The sequence below is a fragment of the Aquimarina sp. ERC-38 genome, from assembly GCF_026222555.1.
Lineage (GTDB): Bacteria > Bacteroidota > Bacteroidia > Flavobacteriales > Flavobacteriaceae > Aquimarina.
Map to the genome: position 1 here is coordinate 360,335 of NZ_CP098511.1, position 24,723 is coordinate 385,057.

Genomic DNA, 24,723 nt, shown 5'->3' on the forward strand with positions numbered 1-24,723 from the left:
TATTTTAAATTATTTACAACTTTACTAGTCACTTCGTAAAGCATCAATAGGTTTTGTTTTTATGGCGGTTTGCGCCGGAATTAATCCTGCTAATAGTCCACTACCAATTAGGATAAAAAGCGCTACAAAGATGACATTCAGATCCACACTGGGATCTGCAAACATGGTATCTTCATCCGGACCAGCACTATCCAGTATGAGGTTAATTAAAAAAATCAAGCCTGTAGACGCTGCAATACCTGCCATGCCGGAAATAATGGTCAAAAAGATAGACTCCAGTAAAATCTGACCTCTAACTGCCCAGGGAGAAGCCCCTAATGCCCTACGGATACCAATTTCTTTAGTTCGCTCCTTAACCACAATCAGCATAATATTACTTATTCCTATAATACCGGATAATAAGACCAGCACCCCTACGAAATATGCAACTACTTTTAATGCGATAAAAAGTCCGTTTACTTTTTTGAATTCCTGATAAAGATCAAAATTTCCAATGGCACGATCATCTTCAGGATGTATGGAATGATTCGTTCTTACGACTTCAATGATATTCTCTTTTAAACTGGTGATAGAATTGTTATCTTTTGCAGTAATGGCCATCCAGCCTACATCATCTGCCTGGTTAAAGGCTTGAGAAAAAGCGGTAAATGGAACGTATATTTCGTTTTGACCTTCCTGCGGATCTCCATTGTTAGATTTTTTAGTGTAGGTTCCGATCACCATAAAATTAACCCCTTGAATTTTTATATAACTCCCTATATGTTCTTCTCCCTTTTCATAAAGTTCATCTCGAACACTTTCGCCTATAATGGCAACTTTACGACGGTTATCAATATCCCCGTAATTGATAAATCGACCGGTAGTAATATTGATCGGATCTTGTTTAATAATTTCCGGATAATCCCCGTATACATTATAAGCTCCGGTTTTGAGTCCGCGGGTTACATTATTGGCTCCGCCAAAACCTCCCAACTGATTTCTGGGCGATATATAAAGTAATCCCGGTACCTGATCCCGAATGGAAGCAACATCACCTGTTTTAAAAGTAAACCTGCGTCCTTTAGGTAAGCCTTTATAAGGCATAGAAGCAATTTGCGTCCACATAAACATGGTGTTTGTCGCAATATCCCCGAACCCTTTTTTAACTCCGTTTTCTAAACCCTTTCCGGCCGCTAATAAAATTACCAGGATAAAAATACCCCAGAATACCCCAAAAGCAGTGAGTAAGGTTCTAAACCAATTGGCCGTCAGGGCTTCTAAAATTTCGTTCCAGCGATCTCTGTTAAACATATTATTCGTCTCTTAATGCTACAATAGGTTTTATCTTGGCTGCCCGCCAGGCTGGAAAAAATCCGGCTATCGCACCAGCAAGAATCAGGATAATAACCGTGGTTATTGCTACGTTAAAATCTACCGTAGGATTTTTAATAAATTCAGTTTCAATCATTGGGCCTACCAGTTCTAATAAAATTAAACTTGTAATCAGTCCCGTAAATCCGGCAATGGTAGTAACAAAAATAGATTCATGTAAAATCATCCCGATAATAGAAAACGGTTTTGCTCCGATTGCTTTACGAATCCCTATTTCTTTGGTTCGCTCTTTTACGATAATAAGCATGATATTACTGACTCCTACTACTCCGGCAATAATAGTACAGACACCCACCCACCAAAAAAATGCTTTAATCATAAATATTAACTGGTAAAAGCGTTTGGCACCTTTTAACGAATTTTGTATCCCAATGGCAGCTTCATCTTCCGGAGCAATGATGTGCTTCTTTTTTAAATAGGTTTCAATATTATCAGCAAAATCCAACGAACTTTGTACGGTTTCTTCAAATGTAGCTTTAGGTTTTAATGTGTAAGTTAATAATTGTACATTTCTCCCCTGGTTAAAGACTATCTGCGCCGTAGTACTCGGAACGATAACCTTTTGCTCTTCTCGATCTCCCCCTTCATCACTGTAAACCCCAATTACTTTAAATGGAACATCATTCAATTTTACATAAGAACCAACCACCTCTTCTTTGGTATTTTTATAAAGGTCTTTCCGAATCCGGTTACTGATGACGACCACTTTCTCATTTCTGTCCAGGTCTATATTATTGATAAACCTACCCATCATCATTCGTTCGTTTTCAACCACCTGAAAGCCCGGATAGGCACCTTCGATACGATAATTTCCGGATTCTTTACCGTATGAAATAATACCCTGCCAGATTCGAACTACCGAAGAATGATTTTCTATTACTGCTTCATTCTGTTTTCTGATAAAATTGTTATCATCATTAGTCATTATAATATCACGTCCGGGATTTAATCCTTTATATTTTACCGTAGTTTCTCTGGCCCATACCCAAATACTATTCGCTGCATCTTCTTCAAAGGCCTGCGAAATTCCGTTCTGCATTCCTTGTCCTACGGCTAGTAAAATCACCAAAATAAATATCCCTGAGGCTACGGAAAGACCGGTTAGAAAAGTACGTAGCTTGTTCTTTAGGATCGTTTCAAAAATTTCCTGCCAACGTTCGATATTAAACATGGGCTATAGCTCTTACTTGTTGTACTTCAGCATCGTCTATGATTAATCCGTCTTTTAGGTTGACAATACGTTTAGTCATATGGGCGATATCCTCTTCATGCGTTACGATAAGCACCGTTTTACCTTCATCATTAATACCTTGTATCAATTCCATAACCTCATAAGAAGTTTTAGTATCCAATGCCCCGGTAGGCTCATCTGCTAATAAGACTTTAGGCTCTGATGCCATGGCCCTTGCAATGGCTACCCGCTGTTTTTGTCCTCCTGACAATTCATTAGGTAAATGTGTTGCCCATTTTGCCAGTCCTACTTTCTCCAGGTAGTGCAATGCTTTATCGTTTCTTTCATTTCTCTTTACTCCCTGGTAATAAAGAGGAAGGGCTACATTATCCATTGCATTTTTATAAGTAATCAGGTTAAAAGATTGAAATATAAAACCTAAAAATTTATTTCGGTATTGTGCAGCAATTTTCTCATTTAGGTTTTTAATAGGAAGCCCATCTAAAAAATAAGTTCCTTCATCTGCTTCATCCAGCATTCCTAAAATATTAAGCAAAGTAGATTTTCCGGAACCACTAGAGCCCATAATCGATACAAGCTCCCCTTCTTTTACATCAAAATTAATTCCCTTTAATACATGTAAAGAATTAGCCCCCATTTTATAAGACTTATGTAATTGTTTTATTTCAATCATAGAATCATATCATTTATAATGTAAAAGGACTTTAGAAAATTCAAATAGAATAGTAAAGCCAATGCAAAACAGGTAAGGTTAAAGAGAAGTTGAATTGTCTATAGTTTAGTAATAAAATAAGACTTTTTAACTCGGTCTTTACTCCTATACAAACTAGACGCCCAAATATCTATGTTTGTTACTGTAGTAGATGTTATAAAAAAGTTAAAGATATACGGTATTTATATAACCTAATTTACTAAGCTTTTTTCTTGCGACTTTTATAAATTGCATAGCCTACAATTGCGATTAATACATAGGGTATAATCATTAAATATAAAATTCCATTATTAATACCTTGAGCTACTTCTTGCTTATCTCCATTTTCCAAAACTGCTCGACACATAGCGCATTGGCTGTAAGTGCGCTGTGTATTAAACAACATAAAGAAGAACATACTGACTAAGGATTTTATGATGGAAGACTTCATTCTTATAAATTAATAGTAGGGTGAAATCATTATATATACAATAACTCCGGTGACAGCTACATATAACCAAATAGGAAAGGTAATACGTGCAATTTTACGATGTCTTTCATACTGTCCGGTTATTGCTCGTACGTAAGTTACCAATACAAAAGGGATTACCCCTATGGATAATAGTATATGGGTAATTAATATAAAATAATATACATATTGCATCCAACCTTCTCCCCCGTATTTTGTAGAATCGCTAGTCATATGATACATTATATATAAAAGTAAAAAGAGCACTGAACAAGCTATCGCTAATTGCATAATACGTTTATGTACCTGTATTTTTTTATTTTTGATAGCCCATAAACCAACTACTAGTAATAATGCCGTAATAGCGTTAATTGTTGCGTATATGGGAGGTAAAAAGCTTAAAGGTTGAATATCAAAACCTAATTTCTTTAGATTTACACCAAATAAGATAGCTACTGCTACCGGAACCGTGATGGATAATATCCAAATCCATTTAGTGTATTTTTTTTCCTGAAGTAGTTTTTCATCCATAATTACTCTGACAATAGTTTCTCAATGTCTTCTATCAAGATCGAAACCTGCTCTTCTTCACCGTTTTCGTCTTTTTTTTCTTCTGTACTAACGGTACCCCGATAGTAAATAATCGGATTTCCGGAAGCATCATAACGTGAACGTATATATCCGTCTTTATCAATTAAAGCAAAAAAACCGTTATGCTCAAAGCCACCGGGAACTTCCGGAACTTCTGCTGCATAAATATTAAATCCGCGATTAGCCAGGTCATATAAATCTTCCCGATCCCCGGTTAATAAATGCCAATCCGGGTCAGTAATCTTATAGTTTTCTTCGTATTGTTTTAATCGGGTAGGCGTATCTCTTTCCGGATCAATGGTAAAGGAAGCTATCCCAAAATCCGCTTCATCTTTAAATTTATCCTGAACAGTAACCAGGTTTTTAGTCATTTTAGGGCAAATAGTCGGACAACTGGTAAAGAAAAAGTCTACAACATAAACCTTCCCTTTTAAATCATGATTCGTTACTAGTAGACTATCCTGGTTTAAAAATGCAAACTCCGGAATTTTCTTCGGTTTTTCATTTATTTTTATATAAGCCAGTTTACCATTTGTAACCTTACCTGCACTCATCCGAGTATCCTTTACTATCGTATCTTTCTTAACCCGTTCAATAATTCTTGGAATAAAAATAATTCCAAATACTAAAATTATAAAGGATATTCCAACGTACGAGTACTTTTTCATGATAGTATACTTACTGAAATTTTAATTTTTACGATCTGCTTTGTATTTTTTAAGCGCTAATCTGTACTCTGCCAGAATCACTTTGACGTCATCATTCATTTCATCACTTAACTCCGCTACCGAAGAAGCATTATAACCGTATTTACTTACTTCCTTTTTATTACTATCAGCATCTCTGCCCCTAAGATTGTTATCTTTATCAATTATAAAAACATAATCTGTTCCCAGATGTTCATCTAATTGGTACGGAGTTTTAAGAGATTTAAAAAAAGACTGAATTTGCTCCGGGGTTCCAAATAAATAATTCCAATTAGAAACGTCAGCTATATTACCTAATTCCTTTAATAGTTCGGTGGCTTTTGCTTCACTCCCGTACGGAAGGATTACTACAAATTGAAAATCTTTAAATTCATAGTTTTTCTTATAAATCTTTTGATTTAGATTAAAAGCATTTCCTTCTCTATGATGTAGCTGATCTCCTAAAAAACTAAGAATTGTAATTTTGTCCTGTAAAGTAACCACTTTCTGACTATCCAAAGGGGTAAAAGCGGTCAGATTACCCACGTTAGTTTCCAGAACGGGCAGTTTTGCAAAATTATGAACTCCCGAAGCAAAAAAAAGATAAGCAACAAGGGGTAATATAAATAATACGCCCAGAACTAAAAACTTTTTCATAAGACCTGTTTTCCTGCTAGTACAAAAATAAATAAGACGGTTGATATCAACCGTCTTATTCTGTGCTTTATTATGTTTTTAACGTATGTATAGTATCTTAAAAATCCCAGGCTTTATATCCGTCTTTAAATACTTCATAAATATAATCTCCCTCGGTTAATAATATAAAAATTAAATAACTAACAAGAAAAATACCCGTCCAAACTACTGCTCTTCGCAGGCCTTTAGTTTCCCCCTCCATATGCATAAAAGACCAGGTAATATAATATGCTTTATAAATGGTAAGGATGATAAAAATCCAGTTTAGCAATTTAATCCTTGCAACTGTAGTTTCAACTAAAAAGGCAGGTTTTATAATTCCTAAAATTACTTCGATAATGGTAACTACAGAAAGTAATATAAATACTTTCCAGATTTTACCGGTATTAGACTCATGGTGTCCGTCGTGCGTATGTGCCATTTTTAAACTTTAAATAAAGGTATTAAACAAGATAGAAGAAGGTAAATACAAATACCCAAACCAGATCGACAAAATGCCAGTAAAGACCTACTTTTTCTACCATTTCATAATTTCTTCTTCTTTCATAAGTTCCTAATATCACATTAAAGAAAATAATAATATTAATTACCACTCCTGAGAATACATGAAATCCATGAAATCCTGTAATAAAGAAAAAGAAATTAGCAAACAGCGGTGTTCCGTATTCATTATGTACCAGGTTTGCTCCTTCTACAATTCCTACGGCATCTCCTAATCTTTCCAGTGAATATTGTCTTTTATAAATAGCTTTTGCTCCGGTTTCTTCAGGATTTACTAGTTGCGCCTTCAAGCGTCGTGCCTCTTCTATATCTCTTGCATTTTCAGATTGTTCCAAAACTGCAATATCCGGTACTAATTCCTGAGTACGAATAAGCACCTCTTTATCTTTTGTAAATCCGGAACCTATTTCCTGAACCGTATAAGTAGGTAAATTATCTTCAGAACGGAACCAGATACCATTTTTATTTAAATGCTGTTTTCTTATATCTTCAACGGGTACGGCAAGTTCTTCCAGACCTACTCTTTCATAATGCACTTCTCCATCATGAGAAACAGGCTTTACGAACTGTAAAATATTTCCTCCTTTTGTTTCTAGTGCCCCGTACTCACCCTTAATAAAGTTTTTCCATTCCCAGGCTTGTGAACCTACAAAAATAAGTCCTCCGATAATGGTCAGGAACATATAAAAGATTACCTTTTTCTGCTTCATTTGATGACCAGCATCCACGGCAAGCACCATAGTAACGGACGAAAATATCAGTATAAACGTCATTAATGCCACATAATACATAGGAGCATCTACTCCATGTAAAAACGGAAAGTGATTAAATACTTCATCAGCAATAGGCCATGAATTAATATATTTAAAGCGTGAAAAACCGTAAGCTGCTAAAAAACCTGAAAAGGTCAAGGCATCAGATAGGATAAAGAACCACATCATCATCTTACCATAGCTCGCACGTAAAGGTTGATTGCCCCCGCCCCAAATTTTTCCTTCAGTTCCTGTTTTTGCGACAGTTGTGTCCATAGAAAATATCGGTATTGTTAATTTTTTGACAAAAGTAAGGAATTTAATTCTGTAAAGCCGCTCCTATACTTCAAAAATGACTTTAAATTTTAATGCTATTTCAAAAGAAATTAGCGTATAAAAAATAGAAATAAAAACAAATAGATCCATAACACATCTACAAAATGCCAGTACATAGAACCTATTTCCAAACCTAACATATTATTCTTCTGGTATTTATTTCGGAACTGATTGATTAAAACTACTGTTAATACAATGAGTCCTCCGGCAACATGCACTAAATGGGTAGCTATAATGATAAACATAAAGGTAGATACAATATTAGAAGTAGGCCCGGTAAAATGATATCCCTGCCCCATCATATCTTCAAAACCTATAAATTGCAACACTACAAAATTAATTGCCAGAAGAAACGTACCTATAATTAATAAGGTCGCTAGTTTTTGATTCTCCTTTTGTATAAAGAATTTAGCTGCGTATAACGTTGCACTACTCAAGAGAATAATAAATAAACTGGTAATAAAAGCATTTGGAAATTGTAAATCAACCGCCCAGTCTTCCCTGCTTTTACTAACCACATAGGCACTGGTCAGTCCTGCAAAGGTCATCGTCATACTGATCATTGCAAACCACATCATGGTTTTCTTTGACCTGGCAACTTTTTCGTTTCTTGTTCCTTCCGTTAGATCCATTCTCTCAAAAATTTATCTCCTACATAAATCACCTGTAACAATGTAATATAAGTTACACTCGCTAACATAAGTTGTTTAGCTGTCTTATCATCTCGCTTTCTATAGAGTTTAAAAGCATAATTCAATAAGAACAAGCCTAAAATTAAAACAATTCCGGCAGAGACCGGAGTTATATAAAAATCTCCGGTAACCCGAAAAACCGGGATTAAAGAAGTAATTACCGTCCACCCTGTATATAAAAGAATCTGAACTGCCGTGGTTTTGTTACGTTCTCCGGTAGGAAGCATAAAAAATCCTCCTCTTTGATAATCTTCATATAAAAACCAACCGATCGCCCAAAAATGCGGGAACTGCCAGAAAAACTGAATCATAAATAAAGTGCCGGGTTCGATCCCAAAATGGTTCGTAGCCGCCACCCAACCTAACATAAACGGAATTGCCCCGGGAATGGCTCCTACAAATACGGATAAAGGCGTTTTTGTTTTTAACGGAGTATACAAACTAACGTAAACAAAAATAGAAATAGCCCCAAACATAGCCGTCTTTGGGTTGATCAGGTAAAGGATGGTAATTCCGGCTAACGTAAATACACTGGCTATAATAAAAGCAGTTTGTACGGACATTCTTCCGGAGGGAATTGGCCTGTTTTTAGTTCTATTCATCAAACTATCCAGATCCCTTTCTATAATCTGATTAAAAGCATTAGATGCCCCTACCATAAAATAGCCTCCCAGACTTAAAAGTACTACCGTATTCCAGACCACCACATCAACACCTAATAAATATCCGGCTACCGAAGAAAAAACAACACTTAATGCCAATCGCATTTTTGTTATTTCTTTAAAATCAGCAATAGCTGAAGAGATGGATTTTTTGGATTCGGTAATACTTAAATTTTGCAATTTTTCTTTCTTTTTTGGGTAGTGCAAAGATACCGCTTAGAATAGATTTAAACAACCCTAATATATAATTCAAATACATTTAACATCTGTTCTACATAGCTGTATTATTACTAGTTAATTTTATTGTACCGTTGCTTAGTTATCTATATACGCGTTCTTTTTAATCAATCCTCCACCTTAAAATATATAGGCAATTGAAACTTTACGGCTACCGGAGTATCCCGTTGCATCCCAGGAATCATATTTGGTAATAACCCAATCACTCTACGGGCTTCTTGTTCTAACTTAGGGTGCGGAGCTCTTACTTTTACATTTTGAATGCTACCGTCTTTGGCTACATCAAACTGTGCTTGAATTCGCTGTGCCCCCGTAAGTCCATATTTGTTTCCCAGGCTGGTATTAAACTTACGCATCACTATTTTCCGGACTTTTTCATTAAAACATGCAGCACGTTCTTCATTTGATCCCAAAACTTCGCAACCCGGAAATACAGGAACCCTTTCTACCGCGACAAAAGGTACATTTTCCGGAACTTCATCATTAGGGATACTTTCTATAGTATCTACAGGAACTTCCGGACTCGCATTATCCGTAGGAACCGTATTATTATGATTGTTCGGTTCTAATACATCATTCTTGATAATTTCAATTTCATCCGGAATTTTAGTTTCCTTTGGTTTCTTAGCTTTTGCATATACTTTTTTATAAGTTTTCTTTTTGGGTTCAACTTTAAACCGATCCATGGTATGAATGGTCTCTTCCGGAACAGTTTGTACAGGTTTTTTCGAATAATTTACAGGAACTTTGGTGTAGGTCTCTATAAGAAGAAAGACAAAAAGTAAACTGGCAATTAAGCCGATTTGAAAATTAATAGTACCGTTTTTTCGTACATTTGCATCGTGTTTGTTATTCATCATATTTAGTTTTAATGTTGCAGTTACACTAAATCAACAAACATACCAAAATCCCGTAGCCATCACGACTACGGGATTATTTTTATAGTTAGAAAGTATAAAAAAAGCCTGTTTTTTACAAACAAGCTTTGTTATATAAACCTAAGTCTATTTTTATTTTTTATTAATCCTGAACCTGGAATACGATAGGCAGCGAATATAATACCCCTACGGATTTACCTCGCTGTTTACCCGGAGTCATTTTTGGCAATAAATTTACCACCCGTTGTGCTTCTTTTTCAAGCCTTGGGTGAGGCCCTCTTGCCTGTACCCCGGTAATATTCCCGTTTTTATCAATTTTAAAGCGAACATAAATTCGGTTTACACCAGATAAGCCTAATTCACTACCTAATTCAGTATTAAACTTACGGTTGACAAACTTTTTTACCTTTTCACTCATACACTTCTTCTTCGCAGTATTTCCGGACTCTTTTTCACATCCCGGGAAAACAGGTACGTTTTCAATTACTGCAAAAGGTACATCAGCGATTTCTTCTTCTACCTCTACATCTTCTACTTCTTCAATTTCTACGATTTCTTCTTCCTGATTTGTTTCCGTAGATTCGATAATAGTTTCCTCTACTTCTTCTTCATCTTCTACCACATCAATAACTTCAGGAGCTGGTGGCGGTGGCGGTGGCGGTGGTGGCGTATTCAAGTCCTGAGTAATTGGTACGTCTTCTTCATCTAGTTCATCTAGATTTAACTGCCCGATATCAACCGCAACATTATCATAAGTTTTATATTCTATTGCTTGCCAGGTAACAAACAATACTAAAATAAGGCCTAACTGAAAGAATAAAATACTTCTTTTAGACAAGTCGGCTTTGGGATTTTTCTTCGGTTCCATACTAAATAGGATATTGTTATTGCTAAAATAGCTAATTTCTTTTTTAAAAAGCAAGCATTATACCAAAATGTACGCTTTGTTTATTTTTAAAAAACATATTTTTCGGGGTATATGCAGTAATTACCACCACCTGTTTTTTATTTGTTCGATATATTTTAAATTATACTTAATAGCTATACCTGCCAGTAAAGCTCCAATCGTATTTGCCATAATATCAAACCAGTCAGCGGTGCGATAATCCGTTAACCAGGATTGCAGAACCTCCATAAGTATTCCAAATATTACGGAAAAAAAGATAGCGAAAACCAGGCTTTGATTGTTACTCTTTTTATACAAAACGAAAAAACAGGTAAACCAAACTACCGTCAAACCAAAATAAGCCAAAAAATGACCAATCTTATCGCTATAATTAAAATGAATTTGATCCGGTACCGAAATACGACCAATAGAAAGGTAACAGATCAAAGCAGAATAGGCAACTGCTCCAAATATGACTAAATTACGCACCAACCAATTCCGTATATGCATCTGGTGTTAACAAAGATTCGATCTGTGAAACATCACTAATCTGAAGTTTAATCATCCAGCCTTTACCGTACGGGTCGGTATTGACTAACTCCGGGTCTGCTTCTAATTCTTCGTTAAATTCTAAAATTTCACCGGTTAAAGGTAAAAACAAATCCGAAACAGTTTTCACTGCTTCTACGGTCCCAAAAACCTCTTCCTGTTCTAAAGTCTCGCCTACGGTTTCTACTTCTACGTAAACAATATCACCCAACTCACTCTGGGCAAAATCTGTAATACCAATAATAGCGACGTTTCCGTCAATTTTAATCCATTCGTGATCTTTAGTATATTTTAATTCAGCAGGTACGTTCATCTGATTTATTTTATTTAAACTTCTGTTCTTAACAGCGAAAATAATGCTTATTTCTATGAAAAATAAACTAATTTCTGTAGAATATCACCTATTGCCGGAATAAATGAACTGCACTGGATATTATTGATATATTCCTATTGAGAATAATTAATGTCCAATAAAGAATCAAGATCGCTATTGCTTCTAGAATCAAGAATCAAGACTAATTATTACATTATTGAAAATTAATTTGAAAAGAGTAGAAAAGCAACTTCCAAATACTTCAAAATTTGGGATCACCTTATTTTAATATACTTTACAAACTTTTACTTATTTAACCAGATACTAATAATTAAAAATTTTAATTTCCAAAGTTGTATCGTAATGTAATTCCGCTTCGAATTGAAGTTTGTGGAAAGGCTGTTGAGATAGAATATTCAGAAAAAGTATGATCGTAGAAAAATAAAGCTGTCAGGTTTTTACTTAAAGCATAATCTGCCGTAAACTTAATTGTATAAATATCTTGTCCTGCCGTAATCTGAGGATTATCAATATCCAGATAACGTACCACGGTTTCGTTCTGACGTAGAGAAAGGTCTGCCCGTAAGTTCAAATCACTCTTTAAGGTGGTTTTCTTTCCTCCTACTTTAGTTACAAAAGTCAAATCCTGGATTCGGTAGCCCATTCCGACTACATATTCATTCCCCTGAGTTTCCGTAAGTAAGTTATTATCAAAACTTAAAGATAATGTTCGATCCCTTTTTACTTCTGCAGTTAGTTTCACTGAATTTTTCATATCCATATCAAGACGTACCAGCGGACTAAACTGTTCTGATAGAGTTACATTAGAGTATAAAATTGGATTTTTATAATTACCCCCTTGATCTACTCCGTTCGGATTAGGTAATTGAGGTAGGTTAGGGTTAGAAAGATTTGTAAAAAACGGGTCTGCAAAATCCAGATTGGTTTGGAATTGATTAATGGTGTAACTGGATCTGTACGCATGGTTGATAGAGAATCTTTTAAACCTCTTTTTGAACCATTTTAAATTCATTAATCCGGTATATTTTACATCCCAGTTAGGCAATGGAATATCTCGAAATGCCCCGGTGTTTATACTTTCTGCATCCTTACCTGAGTAGGCTGCTAAAAATGCAGGTAATAATACTGCTTGGTTTGTCCCGTTAAGTCCTACCGGAAAAGCTTCTCCGTTTGCCGCCCCCGGAAGTCCCCGTTGTTGAGCTAACCTACGTGCAATTATTGCTCGGTTTGATTTGAATTCTTCGAAAGTTTCGGAATTAAAAGCACTGCTCTTTTTGAATGAGGTTCCAATCAATATGGTTGAAATACTATAATTCCCAAAAACATTAGGAGATAGTGACACGTACGGATTATCATTATTTTCCGTATCTACCCGGTAATTTTCATTATAGGTTTCTGAGTAAGCCCGGTTAGCACTAATATCAACACTAAAGTCTTTTAAGAGCCCTAAATTAGCTTGTATATTTAATGTTCGGTCTTCTGTCTCCCGATATTGCTGATTAAAGTTTTGATCTAGGGTTAACCAACCGTTTCTTGCTGCAATGTCCCTAACTTCTTCCTGGCTTCCAAAGGTAAATGCCGTGGTTGGTTTTAAAGTTCCGACAAACCCGGGAGCAATGACATATCCGGGCAAGAAGGTTCCGTTATTTTCCTGATAATTAACACTCACTTTTTTAACGGCAGTGACTAAACCAATGGCTGTATTAACTACTTTATCTACCGGAGATAATTTACTTTTAGTACGTTTTGATTTTCCCTTTTGACCTTTATCATCCTTAGTTCCTGATTTCTTGCTGTCTTTACCAGTACGCGCTGGAGACCCATTATTTTTATTTCCCGCACGGTTTCTACCCGGTTTCTTTTTTACTAAGCCCAGATATTTGTACAAAGAGTTCATATCCAAGTTACTGCTTAAAGTATGGGCGTTTGAATTCTGAACGGTATTTCCCTGATCCGGAACCCCATCAATATTTTTTAATGCTTCACTACCCTTAGTCCATTGAAAGTCTGCTGTATAGGAATAGGTAGAACGTATAAATTTAAACAACGGAATTTTGTTCAGTGGTAATTCATAGTTAGCCTGTATTTGCTGACTATGAAAGTTAGCATCTCCTACTTCAAACAGTCCGCTCCAGATATCAATTTCATTTTCATTTAGAATAGCTCCTTCATCATCGATAAAATCTTTTAATATCCGGTTATTTGAAGAAGTGAAATTGATATTTAGGGATTTAGACACATTGTGGTTAATTCCATATTGCCAGTCAAAAAGAAAATTACGTTGAAATAATTCCGGTAGTTCTCCCCCAGCTCCGTCATTAAAAAAATTAACCTCCCTAAACTGTTGTTTATTAAACTGCCTGTTAATGGTCGAACTTGCCGAAAGAGAAGTAGGTAACAGGTTAAAATTAAAATCCTTAATTAAATCGAAGTACTTGCTTTTATTTAAAAATCCGATATTTTTAAAAGGTTCAATCTCTTTAGGCTGAAAACTGTAATCGTAAGTGGCGTTTAACTGGACATCCTGATCCAGTGATTCTTTAATAACAAAATCTCGATGATCGGTCTGGTTATAAGTACCTGATAAGGTAAGGTTTTCAACATCATAAGGCATTGGCTTTTTATCTCCCACCCTTTCTTTTCGTAATCCGATCAGGTTTACACTTTGTCTTCGAGTGTATTCTGTATTTGTTTGAAAAATACTATCTCGTTTTTGCTGGTTATCCGCATTGATTAACTGCTGCTCGTATTCTATATCTTCATATAGTTGATCATATAAGGGAGTTATCAACTGTTCTCCTCTACTGTAATTAAATGGAATCTGTACACCCCATTTTTTAGGAAGTAATTGCCCCAGATTTAGGTTTGTGGTAATATCGTATTCTTTTAAATCTTCAAGGCTTCGCTCTAAAGGGCCTTGCTCTATCCCCCCAAAACCAATCGTACTAATTCTACCGGACGAACTTACATTTGCAAAATCTGCAATATTACCATCCATACTGGCGACCGTAGCCCATCCTCCCCGGTTTCTTAATTCACTTAAACGTAATTCGTTAAACCAAACCGATCCGGAAACTGTTTGTCCGGTTCGATTATTTTTAATCCCGACCATGATAACACGGACATCACCAATACTTGGATTACCGACAATACCTGCCTGTAAATTAGTTCGGTCAGGTACACTTTCCAGATTTAATACTCCTGGCTCCTGTCGTCTTCCGATATTTCTGGATTTTAACTCCTGTAAAAAGCTAAGGGGTAAATCAATTTCGTTTGCTTCCGGCCACACATCTTCTGCAGATGTATTACTCCTGGAGACCTGTAGGGTTTTTTCTATTTGATAAAAGTTATTCGTAAAATCACTTCCCATTCGGATAAAGGCAGACAAGTCTCCATCATTAAGTAAGGGTTCTCCGGGAACACTTTCTGCATGCAAAAACATTTCCAGGTTTTCATACTGACGCATGTCTATATTAAAATTTTTATAAACCGCCCTGCTATCCTGATCATTCAGATTTAAAACGGTAAGCGCTAATGACCTTTCGTCCTGCGGAATCTCTGTATTATTATTTACCAGGGATTCCCTGATAACTCCAGGAGGTGACTGATACGTTGGAGTTTCTTCAACACTGACGGAAGTCACAATAACATCATCCCCTTTTAGGTTGATCCCCAAAGTAGGATTGTTCGTAGTATTACCTGGTTGAATATACCTACGGTAGTCGCCCCGAATCAAGTCTAAGGTAGCAAATCGTAACAATACCGGCTGATCAAAATTGGTAAGGTACATACGCATAAAGCGAATAGACCTAAAATCACTTATGTTAAATGGCTCCGTAGGCTCGTAAATTGGAATTTTAAACCGAATCCAACGGGTACTTATGGTGCCCCCACCTTCAAGTGGTACAGGAACAGGTTCAGGAACATCAGATATATATCCGGTACCGCCATCGTTACCTACATTCATTCCATCAAAAATAGGAATGCGGTATTCAAAATAACTATCAATAGTATTCATGGTATTATCCCGGTTTACATCTTCAGCCGTAGGGAAGGTGGTACTCCCCCGATCTGTATCACCAAAAGCTACCGGAGAGTTTCCTTCGGTACCATTAAAGTTTTCGTAACGTTCAAGAACAGATCCGGAAGCCTGTAAAAAATATTCAAAATTATCTGCAGAAGGATCTTCTAACGAACTAAATGCCGGATATTTTATTCTCTCAGCTTCATCAGTTAAACCATCAAAACCAGCATCCTGATTAACCCGATCCTGACCATCACTATCAAAGGCGTAGACTAAAGATTGATTTGCCGGTACTCTGGCATAATCCGATTCGATGACAGCTGTATTCCCAGCGGAGGTAGGCAGTCCGTTTTCAAACTGCTTTCTTCCGTCTTTTAAGACATCTTCACTAATATTTCCTAAATTAAATACAATAGTACCACTAGTATCCTGCGTTAAAGGTTCTTGCGTCCCATTATTATCATAAAACGGATCCATCAACCAGAATTCAATAAACTCGACATTTGATTGTTCAAAATTAGTAGAAGTTAACTGACGGATAATCCCTCCAAAATTATCTTCCGGATTAGGAGGATTATTGCTATCCGGGGCATACCGTGGGTTAAAGTTATACGGTCCCCTTTCAGTAGGGTTATAGTTAATATCTAAAGAAAATAACGCTTGAGTTTGCCCAGGTACAATTTGTTCCTGCGGAAATATTTCATTGTTAAGAATACGCCTGGCTGTATTACCTTGAATATCCTGATCACTTACTCCGTCCGGACGATTTCCCTGATAAAAATTAGGTGCAATCTGATACCAGGACATTTTAGCCCGTCTATATCCTGATTCAATACCTGACTGTACGGTTCCTGCATTACCTTGCCCAAAACCTATCGGAACACTGGACAATTCCCAGGAAAGTGCAGAACTAACATCAATTGTCGTTTGTGCTCCTTCAAAGTCATCAACATAACTGGTGACTCTTCCGTCAAAATCGGTTCGACTGGGCGCATTTGCAAATAAATACGCTCCCTCAGCCCGGATAGAAACATTAGAAGGCACATCGGTATCTATGTTGGGTAACTTATTGACCATCCGGGTTAAAAAAGGTATTTCGGTATTATAATTAAGATTAAATCCTACCAATGTATTGTTGATAGGTTCAAAGCTATAGGTAGCTTTTTGGGTAATCGGACGTTCTTTTAAATTTAAAAAAGTAGCTCCCAAAATCAAGTCCTCACTAAATTTATGTTCTACGTCAATTCCGGCAAAACGTTTTTGATTCTGTCCAAATACGGCATTATTTTCCGTAGAAACATCAATAGGTACATTAGAAGCTAACAGCGCTTCATCCAGGATAGTCACCCGCCCCAATTGATAATTAACCGTATAATCCGTACCTTCCTGCAACACTCGCCCTCCGGCAGTTACTGTTACCGATCCCTGGGGTACGTTAAATGCTCCCAAAGAAATACCATCCTGTCCGGAAGATTTATAGCTTCCTCGTAACTGAAAAAGGTTTTTATCTGCTTCTTCCTGTTCGGCAATTACCTGAGTTGTATTATACAAAGAACGGTAAACGTATTGCAATTGATTTGCATTATAAGCCATCTGGTTAGGACTATCATAATCTGCCGGATTACGTACTCCGTCATTATCCAGTTTATTAAATAAATGCTGACCAAAAGGTTCTACGGTAGTAAAAATTATACGACCGTTTTCCGGGTCAATGGTAATTCCTGGTACGTAGTCAAAAAAACCGTCACCCCCCAATACAGGATCGCTATTAGGGTTTAATCTATCCATTTGAAAAACCCGAAGTAACCGGGTATCTTCCACATCATCCGGTAATAACAAATCATCACCTTCTACATCTTCCAGATAATTTAAGGGAGAAGGATTTTTATATACAATATTCATCCTAAAATCCGCAGGATCAATACTAAAAGCACCGGTATTGTATATGTTTTTCATCATCAAATCCCAAATCGGACGATCTACATTCACAATTGGACTACGAAGCATTTTTACGACCAGACTTTGACTATTACCTTGGGTCTGATTCGTATTAGTAGTCCCGTCGGCATTGATGCTTGCATTAGCATCCGTAGCGTCCACTCCATCATTAGCAAATTCCCCTACTTGAAATACGCGTCCTCCCACCGTATATTGAAAAGCAACCGCCAGTAATTCATCGTTGCTCAACCGCTGGTTTAAAGAAATATACCCTAATTGTGGGTTTAAGGTATATTCGTTAGGACTTAATTGCTTGGCATTTTCAAGAATGGCATAATCAAAACCTTCATTAAAGTTTGCAATAGGTCCTACAAAACCCTGTTGTGCCTGTGCTATTCTCCGAACGGTGGGCGTAACCGGCCCTGAAGGACTAATGGCAAAAGGATCCAGGTCATTATTACCGTTATCCGGTAAGGCACCTCCGCTTACATTAAAAAGGCTTGTCGGAATATTAAAATTACCGGTTACCGGCGCTTCTCCTAAATCCTGTAAAGCCACAATATTTCTGGCGTCGCTAAGCGTTTGCGCATTTGTTGCCCGATTCGTTACCCAAACTTCAATACGGGTGATCTGTACGTTACTATTGATAAACGGATAATTAGTCAGTGACTGATCATACGTATCCCGGAAATAGTGACTTAAAAAATAGTGCCGATCTTGATCGTAATTCGCAGCAAAAATTTCAAATCTCTCAACGGTACCCCCACCTTCTACACTTACCGAGCGGGTTTCCGAATTTTGGTCAGAATATACAGCAGTTACGCTAGTCCGCCCGAATTGCATACCAATTTTAGCTCCAAATAAACTTTGAGACCCTTGTATGAGTGAATTGTTGATAGGCATGGTTACATTACCTACTTCAATACTCTGGATAATATCATCTTCAGTTGGAGTATATTCTAATTTTATTTGATTTTGAAAATCAAAGGTAGATTGAGTATCAAAATTTGCATTGATCTGAAGTCGGGTACCAATTTTACCTAATAAACCCAGGCTGATTCGCTGGTCAAAGTCAAAGGTAAACTGGTCTTCCCTGTCCGGGGCGAAAGAAGGATTTTCTTGTTTAGTATACAAAAAACCTAAATCTATCTCTGCAGAACCTTGTGGAATAATTTCTATAGCATCACTTCCGAAGATTGTTTTAAAAAAATCATTATTTACGTAAAATATAGGTAATAAATTTTTTCGGGCTTCTTCGCTTCCTTCCGTTTTACCACTGAAAGCTTTGATCTTATCCCTGAAATAGGTGCTGCGCTGTTCTTGTTCGATCAGGGATTCAAATTCTTTAGGTGTTAAAAACAAAGGGTATTGCACATTAAAATCCCCGAGAATTTCACGGTAAATATATTTATTAGTAACCGGATCGTATTCATATTTATTAATAATGCTATCCGGATTAGGAAGCGTTAATTCCCCCATAGAATAAGTAGTACTGGTAGAATCCCGAATTGTCTCATTTTCCTGCCCGTATAGCGTACTACCTAGACAAGATAGAACGATTAAGCACAGAAAATTAACATACCTGTAATGTAGCTTACCTATAATATTCAACAGTACTATAAATTTTTTAGTGCAAGTTTAATAATATTTTCTACGGATTCGGACGGAGTATTTTTTAAAACACGATCTACCACTTTTTCAGCAATTTTGCGATTAAATCCAAGGGTTTCTAAAGCAGATAACGCTTCATCTTTATTAGTATTGCTCTTAGATACCGAAACTTCGTCTATATTGTAAACTTTAAGAATTTTATCTTTAAGGTCTAAAATGATTCGTTGCGCTGTTTTTGCCCCGATTCCTTTAATGGACTGAACTGTCGCTACATCGTTTCCGGCGATCGCTTCTTTAATTTGGTCAGGGTGCAGTGATGATAGCATGGTTCGGGCGGTACTTGTACCAATTCCGGAAACCGAAATAAGTAACCTAAAGATTTCCCTTTCGGATTTTTCCATAAAACCGTATAAGGTATGAGCATCTTCTTTAACCTGTAAATGCGTATATACCATTACAGCTTCCTGATCTGGAAGTAATGAATAAGTATGTAAAGAAATATTTACTTTGTATCCTACCCCATTGCAATCTATCACAAGATCCGTAGGATTTTTCTCAATTAGTTTACCTTTTAAATGTGTAATCATCACTTATCATTTTACCGAAATCGTACAACCAAATTAAATTTATGTAATATAAAGATATTTCTAGCTATACCTTAATCCCCATCCAAATCCTCAGATTTAAAATTATCAAAATACCTGTCTTCTTAGCTTAGCCCTACAAACAATTTGAGCTTTACCTGTGTTTGTAAAAGCTTTAGGCAATATACTTCTTATTACCAATAAGAATCTGGCAAATATACATTTACATTTTAATAATTAATTAAGAAATCCTTAAGAACCTGTTTGTTCCCGTAATTTCTTTTCTTTTTCTTGTGCATCGACTACCGCAACAGCAGCCATATTGATCATTTCATCTACGCTAGCCCCTAATTGTAAAATATGCACCGGGCTTTTCATACCCATCATAATAGGGCCGATAGAATCTGCTCCGTTTAATTCTTTTAACATTTTATAGGTGCTATTAGCGGCATCCAGGTTTGGAAAGATCAACGTATTTACTTTTTTTCCATTTAATTTTGAGAATGGAAATTTATCCTGTCGCATGTTTTTATTTAAAGCAAAGTCCATTTGCAATTCACCATCTACCGTTAAATGCGGATAATACCGATGTAAATAGGCTACTGCATCTTTAATTTTAGTGGCATTAGGATGACCCGATGAACCAAAATTAGTATACGAGATCATGGCTATGACCGGATCCATTCCGAACATTTCTACCGTTTTAGCAGTCATTTGGGCAATTTTTGCCAATTCAGTAGCGCTGGGATCAATGTTAATAGAAGTATCACTGATAAATAGAGGGCCTTTTTCAGTGACCATCACGTTTACCGCTGCGATCCGGGTAGCTCCTTTTGCAAGACCAATCAGGTCTAACATTGGTTTTACTACGGTAGGATAACTCCGTGAATATCCTGAGAGCAGTGCATCAGCATCTCCTTCTTTTACCATCATGGCGGCAAAATAATTACGTTCGCGCATGCGTCTTCTGGCGCCATATAAGGTAATGCCTTTTCTGCTTTTTTCTTTCCAGTATTCCTGGGCATAACGCTCGCGACGCTCGCGTTCTTCATCTAGTTTTGGGTCTATAATTTCAACTTCGGAAGCATCGAAATCCAATTCTTTCATCAGTTCCAGAATTACCTTTTTATGCCCTAATAACACGGGGATGGCAATACCCTCATCCCATACGGTTTGGGCTGCTTTTAGGACATCCAGGTGATCCCCTTCTGCAAATACCACCCGTTTCGGATTGGACTTTGCCCGGTCTAATAATAAACGAACCAGCTTGTTATCATTCCCCATTCTTTCCAGTAACTGATCCGTATAGGCTTGCCAATCCTGAATAGGTTCCCTGGCGACGCCACTTTTAATCGCTGCTTTTGCTACCGCAGGTGGAATCTTTGAAATTAACCGGGGGTCAAAAGGTTTCGGGATAATATAATCCCTACCAAAGTTTAACCGGGTTTTACCATAGGCAATATTCACCTGTTCAGGTACGGGGTCTTTGGCTAATTCTGCCAGGGCTATTACCGCCGCCATTTTCATTTCTTCGTTAATTGCAGTTGCCCTTACGTCTAAAGCACCTCTAAAGATAAAAGGAAATCCCAGTACATTATTTACCTGGTTAGGATGATCACTACGACCTGTTGCCATGATTACATCTTTTCGTGTTTGGATAGCCGTTTCGTATTCTATTTCGGGATCTGGGTTTGCCATAGCGAAGACAATCGGATTGTCGTTCATACTCTTAAGCATATCAGCAGATACCAGGTTTGCCATAGATAAGCCTATAAATACATCGGCATTGCGCATAGCATCTTCTAACGTATGTAAATCCCGGGTTGTTGCAAATTCCGCTTTTTCGGGAGTTAGGTTCGTACGGTCTTTTCGTATCACTCCTTTACTATCCGTCATTACAATATTCGCTTCGGAAGCTCCGAAAGCTTTATATAGTTTTGTACAGGAAATAGCCGCAGCTCCGGCACCACTTACGACAATGGTGACTTCTTCTATTTTTTTATCAGCAAGTTCTAATGCGTTAAGCAATGCAGCGGCGGAGATAATAGCCGTTCCGTGTTGGTCATCGTGCATTACCGGGATATCCAGTTCTTCTTTTAATCGCCGTTCGATTTCAAAAGCCTCAGGAGCTTTGATATCTTCCAGATTAATGCCACCAAAGGTAGGAGCTATATTTTTTACAGTCTCTATAAAAGCATCTACATCCTTAGTATCTACTTCAATATCAAAAACATCAATGTCTGCAAAGATCTTAAAAAGTAAGCCTTTTCCTTCCATCACCGGTTTGGATGCTTCCGGGCCAATATCTCCTAATCCCAGAACCGCAGTACCGTTAGATATTACTGCTACCAGATTCCCTTTGGCGGTATACTTGTAGACATCGTTCGGATTTTTTTCTATTTCTAAACAAGGTTCGGCTACACCGGGAGAATAGGCTAAAGATAAATCACGCTGGGTTGCATACTTTTTAGTTGGAACGACTTTTATTTTACCGGGGGTCGGTTTTTCATGATAAAGTAATGCTTCTTTACGCTTGCTTTCAATGCTCATTGCAGAATTTTAAATTTGTATTGTTTAGGTTGTTATATAACCGATTTTACCGATCGGGTGATAAAAATAACATTTTAAGAGGTATCCTGATATTAAAAAGCTTACTTTCTATTACACCTCTTATTTCGGTAGTACTTAGTACAAGTAAGAATATACGAATAGAAAGAGGAAAGTTGTTATATCTTACCTTTTTAAAAAATCCATATTTCTTTTCAAACCGGAAAATTTAGTTCGTTTTACCGCTGATTTTTTGAATATTTCTGAAAAAACTTCTTGTGTAATCTCCTCCCAGTCTTTTTTACTTTTAGATAATAATTCGGGATGCGGATTAAAAAGGGGTTCTTGATGTGGTTTTGAAAATCGATTCCAGGGGCAAACATCCTGGCATACATCACACCCAAACATCCAATTATCAAAACTACCCGCTACTTCCTTAGGTAATTCTTCTTTTAATTCGATCGTAAAATAAGAAATACATTTACTGCCATCCACTACATAGGGTTCTACGATTGCCTGTGTGGGACATGCATCAATACAATGGGTACAACTCCCACAATGATCGGTTACCGGATGATCGTAATTTAATTCCAGGTCAATAATTAATTCGGCAATAAAGTAAAAAGAACCTACTTTTTGAGTCAGGACATTACTATGTTTTCCTGCCCAACCCAGTCCGCTTTTTACCGCCCAGGCTTTGTCTAATACCGGTGCCGAATCTACAAAAGCCCTTCCTCCTACTTCGCCGATTTCTTCCCGGATAAAAGAAAGCAGTTCTTTTAATTTATCTTTAATCACAAAGTGATAATCCTGACCGTAAGCATATTTCGAAATTTTAGGTGCTTCAGGGTCTTTTTGTAGTTCCGGAGTATAGTAATTATATAGAAGAGAAACTACACTTTTTGAATCCGGAACTAACAAGGTTGGGTCAAGGCGTTTGTCAAAATGATTTTCCATATACTTCATTTTGCCATGATAAGCGTTTTGTAACCATTTTTCTAATCGTGGTGCTTCTTCTTCCAGAAATTCGGCTTTACTGACCCCACAAGATAAAAACCCCAACCTTTTGGCTTCATTTTTAATTAACTGGGTGTACGCCGATTTGTTGTCCATTTCAATTAGGCTCTCGATGTTAGGGTAACAAAGGCATTTTTAGGTTTAAGCGTAATTAACGGATTGATTTTGATAACCTGCTCCTCGGTGGTGATTTTGTAATTTTTAACTACCTCAAGTAAAGTGGCAACCATTTCAAACATGGCAAAATTACTACCTACACACATGCGGGGCCCTGCGCCAAAGGGAAAGTAATGATTAGCGTATTGTTTTTTATGATCTGTATGCATCCGATCCGGGTTAAAGGCTTCTGGGTTCTCCCAAAAACGTTCGTCCCTATGTATTTCATAAAAAGAAAATAAAAAAGTAGTTCCTTTTTTAATTTTTAGGTCTTCATACTCATCATTTTTAATAGCAATTCGATCTGAAAAATAAGCAGGTGGATACAAACGCATTGTTTCTTCAATACACTGGATGGTATACGGAGCACTTTTAAATACTTCCATTAATTGATCCATGACTTCCGGAACGCCTTTTGACTCCTCTACAATTTTCTCCTGAATTTCCTGGTGTTGCCCTAATAATTGAAATGCGAAAGTGAGTGCATTGGCAGTTGTTTCATGCCCGGCCACGAACAAAATTAAAATTTCATCAATTAATTGATTGGTAGTCATTTTTGAACCGTCCTCATAGGTAGAAGATAATAGCATATCCAGCAGGTCATCAAATTCTTCTTTTGAAGCCCGGCGTTCTTCAATAATCTCACGAAGAATAGTTCGGGATTCCTCAGATAGTAGCTTCGAACTGCGTACTTGCCCACTTAAAAAGAACCACCATTTATTATAAGGCTGGCGTATTTCACGTACCAAGGATTTCTGCGCAGCTTCGGTAATATGTTGCAATCTTGACATATTACTACCAATTTCTTTATAACTAAATAAGGACTTGGCTACCACATTAAAAGCCAAGTCAGCCATATAAGGCAAGAGGTTTACCTTTTTTTCTTTGGGTATTTTACCAATTTCTTCTTTTACTGCATTCTGAATAATGATGGCAATCTGGTCTAATTTTTTCTTGTAAAAAGCGGGTTGAATCAGACGGCGTTGTTGTTTCCAGTATTCACCATTTGAGGTAAGTAAACCGTTCCCAATGTATCGTGTTAATTCCCTGGTATTTAACGGAGATTTATGGTATTTTTTATGATTGAGTTGTAAGGTGTGCTTTGCCAATCCTGCATCTCGGGTAAAGACTATCTTTTTACCAAACCCCAGGTTTACTTCAAATAGGTTTCCAAATTTTTTAAAATTATCTTTATGAAAAGGTAAGGGGTCTTTTAAAATGCGTTGTGCATTTTGTAATACTTCAAAAAAGGATACTTTAGGAATAGTTCTACCGGACATCTTACTTTCTAATTTTATTTGATATATGTACTACTTACTGCTG

The 24,723-nt window shown here is 36.9% G+C and carries 20 protein-coding genes; all 20 read right to left on the reverse strand.

Features of this window, described 5'->3' with window-relative positions; translation table 11 throughout:
• Nucleotides 1-24: 24 nt before the first annotated feature.
• A complete protein-coding gene (locus tag NBT05_RS01665) occupies nucleotides 25-1,290 on the reverse strand; it encodes an ABC transporter permease (RefSeq protein ID WP_265771683.1) in 1,266 nt (421 codons plus the stop codon).
• 1 nt (nucleotide 1,291) lies between these two features.
• Nucleotides 1,292-2,542 (reverse strand): ABC transporter permease, encoded by a 1,251-nt coding sequence (locus tag NBT05_RS01670; RefSeq protein WP_265771684.1) that lies wholly within the window; start codon nucleotides 2,540-2,542, stop codon nucleotides 1,292-1,294.
• Nucleotides 2,535-3,236 carry an ABC transporter ATP-binding protein gene (locus tag NBT05_RS01675; RefSeq protein WP_265771685.1) on the reverse strand — a complete coding sequence of 234 codons (702 nt, stop codon included), beginning with the start codon at nucleotides 3,234-3,236 and terminating at the stop codon, nucleotides 2,535-2,537. The genes NBT05_RS01670 and NBT05_RS01675 overlap by 8 nt, the downstream gene beginning before the upstream one ends.
• A gap of 238 nt (nucleotides 3,237-3,474) precedes the next feature.
• A complete protein-coding gene (locus tag NBT05_RS18380) occupies nucleotides 3,475-3,621 on the reverse strand; it encodes a hypothetical protein (protein ID WP_322874193.1) in 147 nt (48 codons plus the stop codon).
• Between the two features lie 93 nt (nucleotides 3,622-3,714).
• Complete coding sequence (locus NBT05_RS01685; RefSeq protein ID WP_265771688.1) at nucleotides 3,715-4,254, reverse strand: DUF420 domain-containing protein; 540 nt, start codon at nucleotides 4,252-4,254, stop codon at nucleotides 3,715-3,717.
• A 2-nt stretch (nucleotides 4,255-4,256) separates the two neighbouring features.
• Complete coding sequence (locus NBT05_RS01690; RefSeq protein ID WP_265771689.1) at nucleotides 4,257-4,982, reverse strand: SCO family protein; 726 nt, start codon at nucleotides 4,980-4,982, stop codon at nucleotides 4,257-4,259.
• A 21-nt stretch (nucleotides 4,983-5,003) separates the two neighbouring features.
• On the reverse strand, nucleotides 5,004-5,657 hold the full coding sequence (locus tag NBT05_RS01695) for a hypothetical protein (protein WP_265771690.1): 654 nt from the start codon (nucleotides 5,655-5,657) through the stop codon (nucleotides 5,004-5,006).
• A gap of 97 nt (nucleotides 5,658-5,754) precedes the next feature.
• Nucleotides 5,755-6,117: a cytochrome C oxidase subunit IV family protein gene (locus tag NBT05_RS01700; protein ID WP_265771691.1), complete on the reverse strand. Its 363-nt coding sequence runs from the start codon at nucleotides 6,115-6,117 to the stop codon at nucleotides 5,755-5,757.
• Between the two features lie 22 nt (nucleotides 6,118-6,139).
• Nucleotides 6,140-7,225, reverse strand: a complete 1,086-nt coding sequence (locus tag NBT05_RS01705; protein ID WP_265771693.1) for a cytochrome c oxidase subunit 3 — start codon at nucleotides 7,223-7,225, stop codon at nucleotides 6,140-6,142.
• A 110-nt stretch (nucleotides 7,226-7,335) separates the two neighbouring features.
• Nucleotides 7,336-7,917, reverse strand: coding sequence for a cytochrome c oxidase subunit 3 (locus NBT05_RS01710; RefSeq protein WP_265771694.1), 582 nt, complete (start codon nucleotides 7,915-7,917; stop codon nucleotides 7,336-7,338).
• Nucleotides 7,908-8,819 (reverse strand): heme o synthase, encoded by a 912-nt coding sequence (cyoE, locus tag NBT05_RS01715; RefSeq protein WP_265771695.1) that lies wholly within the window; start codon nucleotides 8,817-8,819, stop codon nucleotides 7,908-7,910. Before cyoE ends, NBT05_RS01710 begins: the two co-directional genes overlap by 10 nt.
• A 164-nt stretch (nucleotides 8,820-8,983) precedes the next feature.
• Nucleotides 8,984-9,736, reverse strand: a complete 753-nt coding sequence (locus tag NBT05_RS01720; RefSeq protein ID WP_265771696.1) for an energy transducer TonB — start codon at nucleotides 9,734-9,736, stop codon at nucleotides 8,984-8,986.
• Nucleotides 9,737-9,896: 160 nt separating this feature from the next.
• Entirely contained in the window at nucleotides 9,897-10,622 is a 726-nt protein-coding gene (locus tag NBT05_RS01725; protein ID WP_265771697.1) for an energy transducer TonB, read from the reverse strand.
• A 120-nt stretch (nucleotides 10,623-10,742) separates the two neighbouring features.
• Nucleotides 10,743-11,150 carry a VanZ family protein gene (locus NBT05_RS01730; protein WP_265771698.1) on the reverse strand — a complete coding sequence of 136 codons (408 nt, stop codon included), beginning with the start codon at nucleotides 11,148-11,150 and terminating at the stop codon, nucleotides 10,743-10,745.
• On the reverse strand, nucleotides 11,122-11,502 hold the full coding sequence (gcvH, locus tag NBT05_RS01735) for a glycine cleavage system protein GcvH (protein WP_265771699.1): 381 nt from the start codon (nucleotides 11,500-11,502) through the stop codon (nucleotides 11,122-11,124). The genes NBT05_RS01730 and gcvH overlap by 29 nt, the downstream gene beginning before the upstream one ends.
• Nucleotides 11,503-11,842: 340 nt before the next feature.
• Nucleotides 11,843-18,964 (reverse strand): cell surface protein SprA, encoded by a 7,122-nt coding sequence (gene sprA / locus NBT05_RS01740; protein ID WP_265771700.1) that lies wholly within the window; start codon nucleotides 18,962-18,964, stop codon nucleotides 11,843-11,845.
• 137 nt (nucleotides 18,965-19,101) lie between these two features.
• Entirely contained in the window at nucleotides 19,102-19,683 is a 582-nt protein-coding gene (ruvA, locus tag NBT05_RS01745) for a Holliday junction branch migration protein RuvA (RefSeq protein WP_265771701.1), read from the reverse strand.
• A 249-nt stretch (nucleotides 19,684-19,932) separates the two neighbouring features.
• The gene (locus NBT05_RS01750) at nucleotides 19,933-22,230 is read right to left on the reverse strand and encodes an NADP-dependent malic enzyme (RefSeq protein WP_265771702.1); all 2,298 of its coding nucleotides are present in this window, start codon (nucleotides 22,228-22,230) and stop codon (nucleotides 19,933-19,935) included.
• A 183-nt stretch (nucleotides 22,231-22,413) separates the two neighbouring features.
• Nucleotides 22,414-23,340, reverse strand: coding sequence for a tRNA epoxyqueuosine(34) reductase QueG (gene queG / locus NBT05_RS01755; protein WP_265771703.1), 927 nt, complete (start codon nucleotides 23,338-23,340; stop codon nucleotides 22,414-22,416).
• 5 nt (nucleotides 23,341-23,345) lie between these two features.
• Nucleotides 23,346-24,680, reverse strand: coding sequence for a cytochrome P450 (locus NBT05_RS01760; RefSeq protein ID WP_265771704.1), 1,335 nt, complete (start codon nucleotides 24,678-24,680; stop codon nucleotides 23,346-23,348).
• Between the last annotated feature and the right edge of the window lie 43 nt (nucleotides 24,681-24,723).

What these genes read in the sequence shown, in the direction of transcription:
- NBT05_RS01665 (WP_265771683.1), bottom strand. Translation starts at nt 1,290, where the DNA reads ATGTTTAACAGAGATCGCTGGAACGAAATTTTAGAAGCCCTGACGGCC.
- NBT05_RS01670 (WP_265771684.1), bottom strand. Translation starts at nt 2,542, where the DNA reads ATGTTTAATATCGAACGTTGGCAGGAAATTTTTGAAACGATCCTAAAG.
- NBT05_RS01675 (WP_265771685.1), bottom strand. Translation starts at nt 3,236, where the DNA reads ATGATTGAAATAAAACAATTACATAAGTCTTATAAAATGGGGGCTAAT.
- NBT05_RS18380 (WP_322874193.1), bottom strand. Translation starts at nt 3,621, where the DNA reads ATGTGTCGAGCAGTTTTGGAAAATGGAGATAAGCAAGAAGTAGCTCAA.
- NBT05_RS01685 (WP_265771688.1), bottom strand. Translation starts at nt 4,254, where the DNA reads ATGGATGAAAAACTACTTCAGGAAAAAAAATACACTAAATGGATTTGG.
- NBT05_RS01690 (WP_265771689.1), bottom strand. Translation starts at nt 4,982, where the DNA reads ATGAAAAAGTACTCGTACGTTGGAATATCCTTTATAATTTTAGTATTT.
- NBT05_RS01695 (WP_265771690.1), bottom strand. Translation starts at nt 5,657, where the DNA reads ATGAAAAAGTTTTTAGTTCTGGGCGTATTATTTATATTACCCCTTGTT.
- NBT05_RS01700 (WP_265771691.1), bottom strand. Translation starts at nt 6,117, where the DNA reads ATGGCACATACGCACGACGGACACCATGAGTCTAATACCGGTAAAATC.
- NBT05_RS01705 (WP_265771693.1), bottom strand. Translation starts at nt 7,225, where the DNA reads ATGGACACAACTGTCGCAAAAACAGGAACTGAAGGAAAAATTTGGGGC.
- NBT05_RS01710 (WP_265771694.1), bottom strand. Translation starts at nt 7,917, where the DNA reads ATGGATCTAACGGAAGGAACAAGAAACGAAAAAGTTGCCAGGTCAAAG.
- NBT05_RS01720 (WP_265771696.1), bottom strand. Translation starts at nt 9,736, where the DNA reads ATGATGAATAACAAACACGATGCAAATGTACGAAAAAACGGTACTATT.
- NBT05_RS01725 (WP_265771697.1), bottom strand. Translation starts at nt 10,622, where the DNA reads ATGGAACCGAAGAAAAATCCCAAAGCCGACTTGTCTAAAAGAAGTATT.
- NBT05_RS01730 (WP_265771698.1), bottom strand. Translation starts at nt 11,150, where the DNA reads ATGCATATACGGAATTGGTTGGTGCGTAATTTAGTCATATTTGGAGCA.
- gcvH (WP_265771699.1), bottom strand. Translation starts at nt 11,502, where the DNA reads ATGAACGTACCTGCTGAATTAAAATATACTAAAGATCACGAATGGATT.
- sprA (WP_265771700.1), bottom strand. Translation starts at nt 18,964, where the DNA reads ATGGGGGAATTAACGCTTCCTAATCCGGATAGCATTATTAATAAATAT.
- ruvA (WP_265771701.1), bottom strand. Translation starts at nt 19,683, where the DNA reads ATGATTACACATTTAAAAGGTAAACTAATTGAGAAAAATCCTACGGAT.
- NBT05_RS01750 (WP_265771702.1), bottom strand. Translation starts at nt 22,230, where the DNA reads ATGAGCATTGAAAGCAAGCGTAAAGAAGCATTACTTTATCATGAAAAA.
- queG (WP_265771703.1), bottom strand. Translation starts at nt 23,340, where the DNA reads ATGGACAACAAATCGGCGTACACCCAGTTAATTAAAAATGAAGCCAAA.
- NBT05_RS01760 (WP_265771704.1), bottom strand. Translation starts at nt 24,680, where the DNA reads ATGTCCGGTAGAACTATTCCTAAAGTATCCTTTTTTGAAGTATTACAA.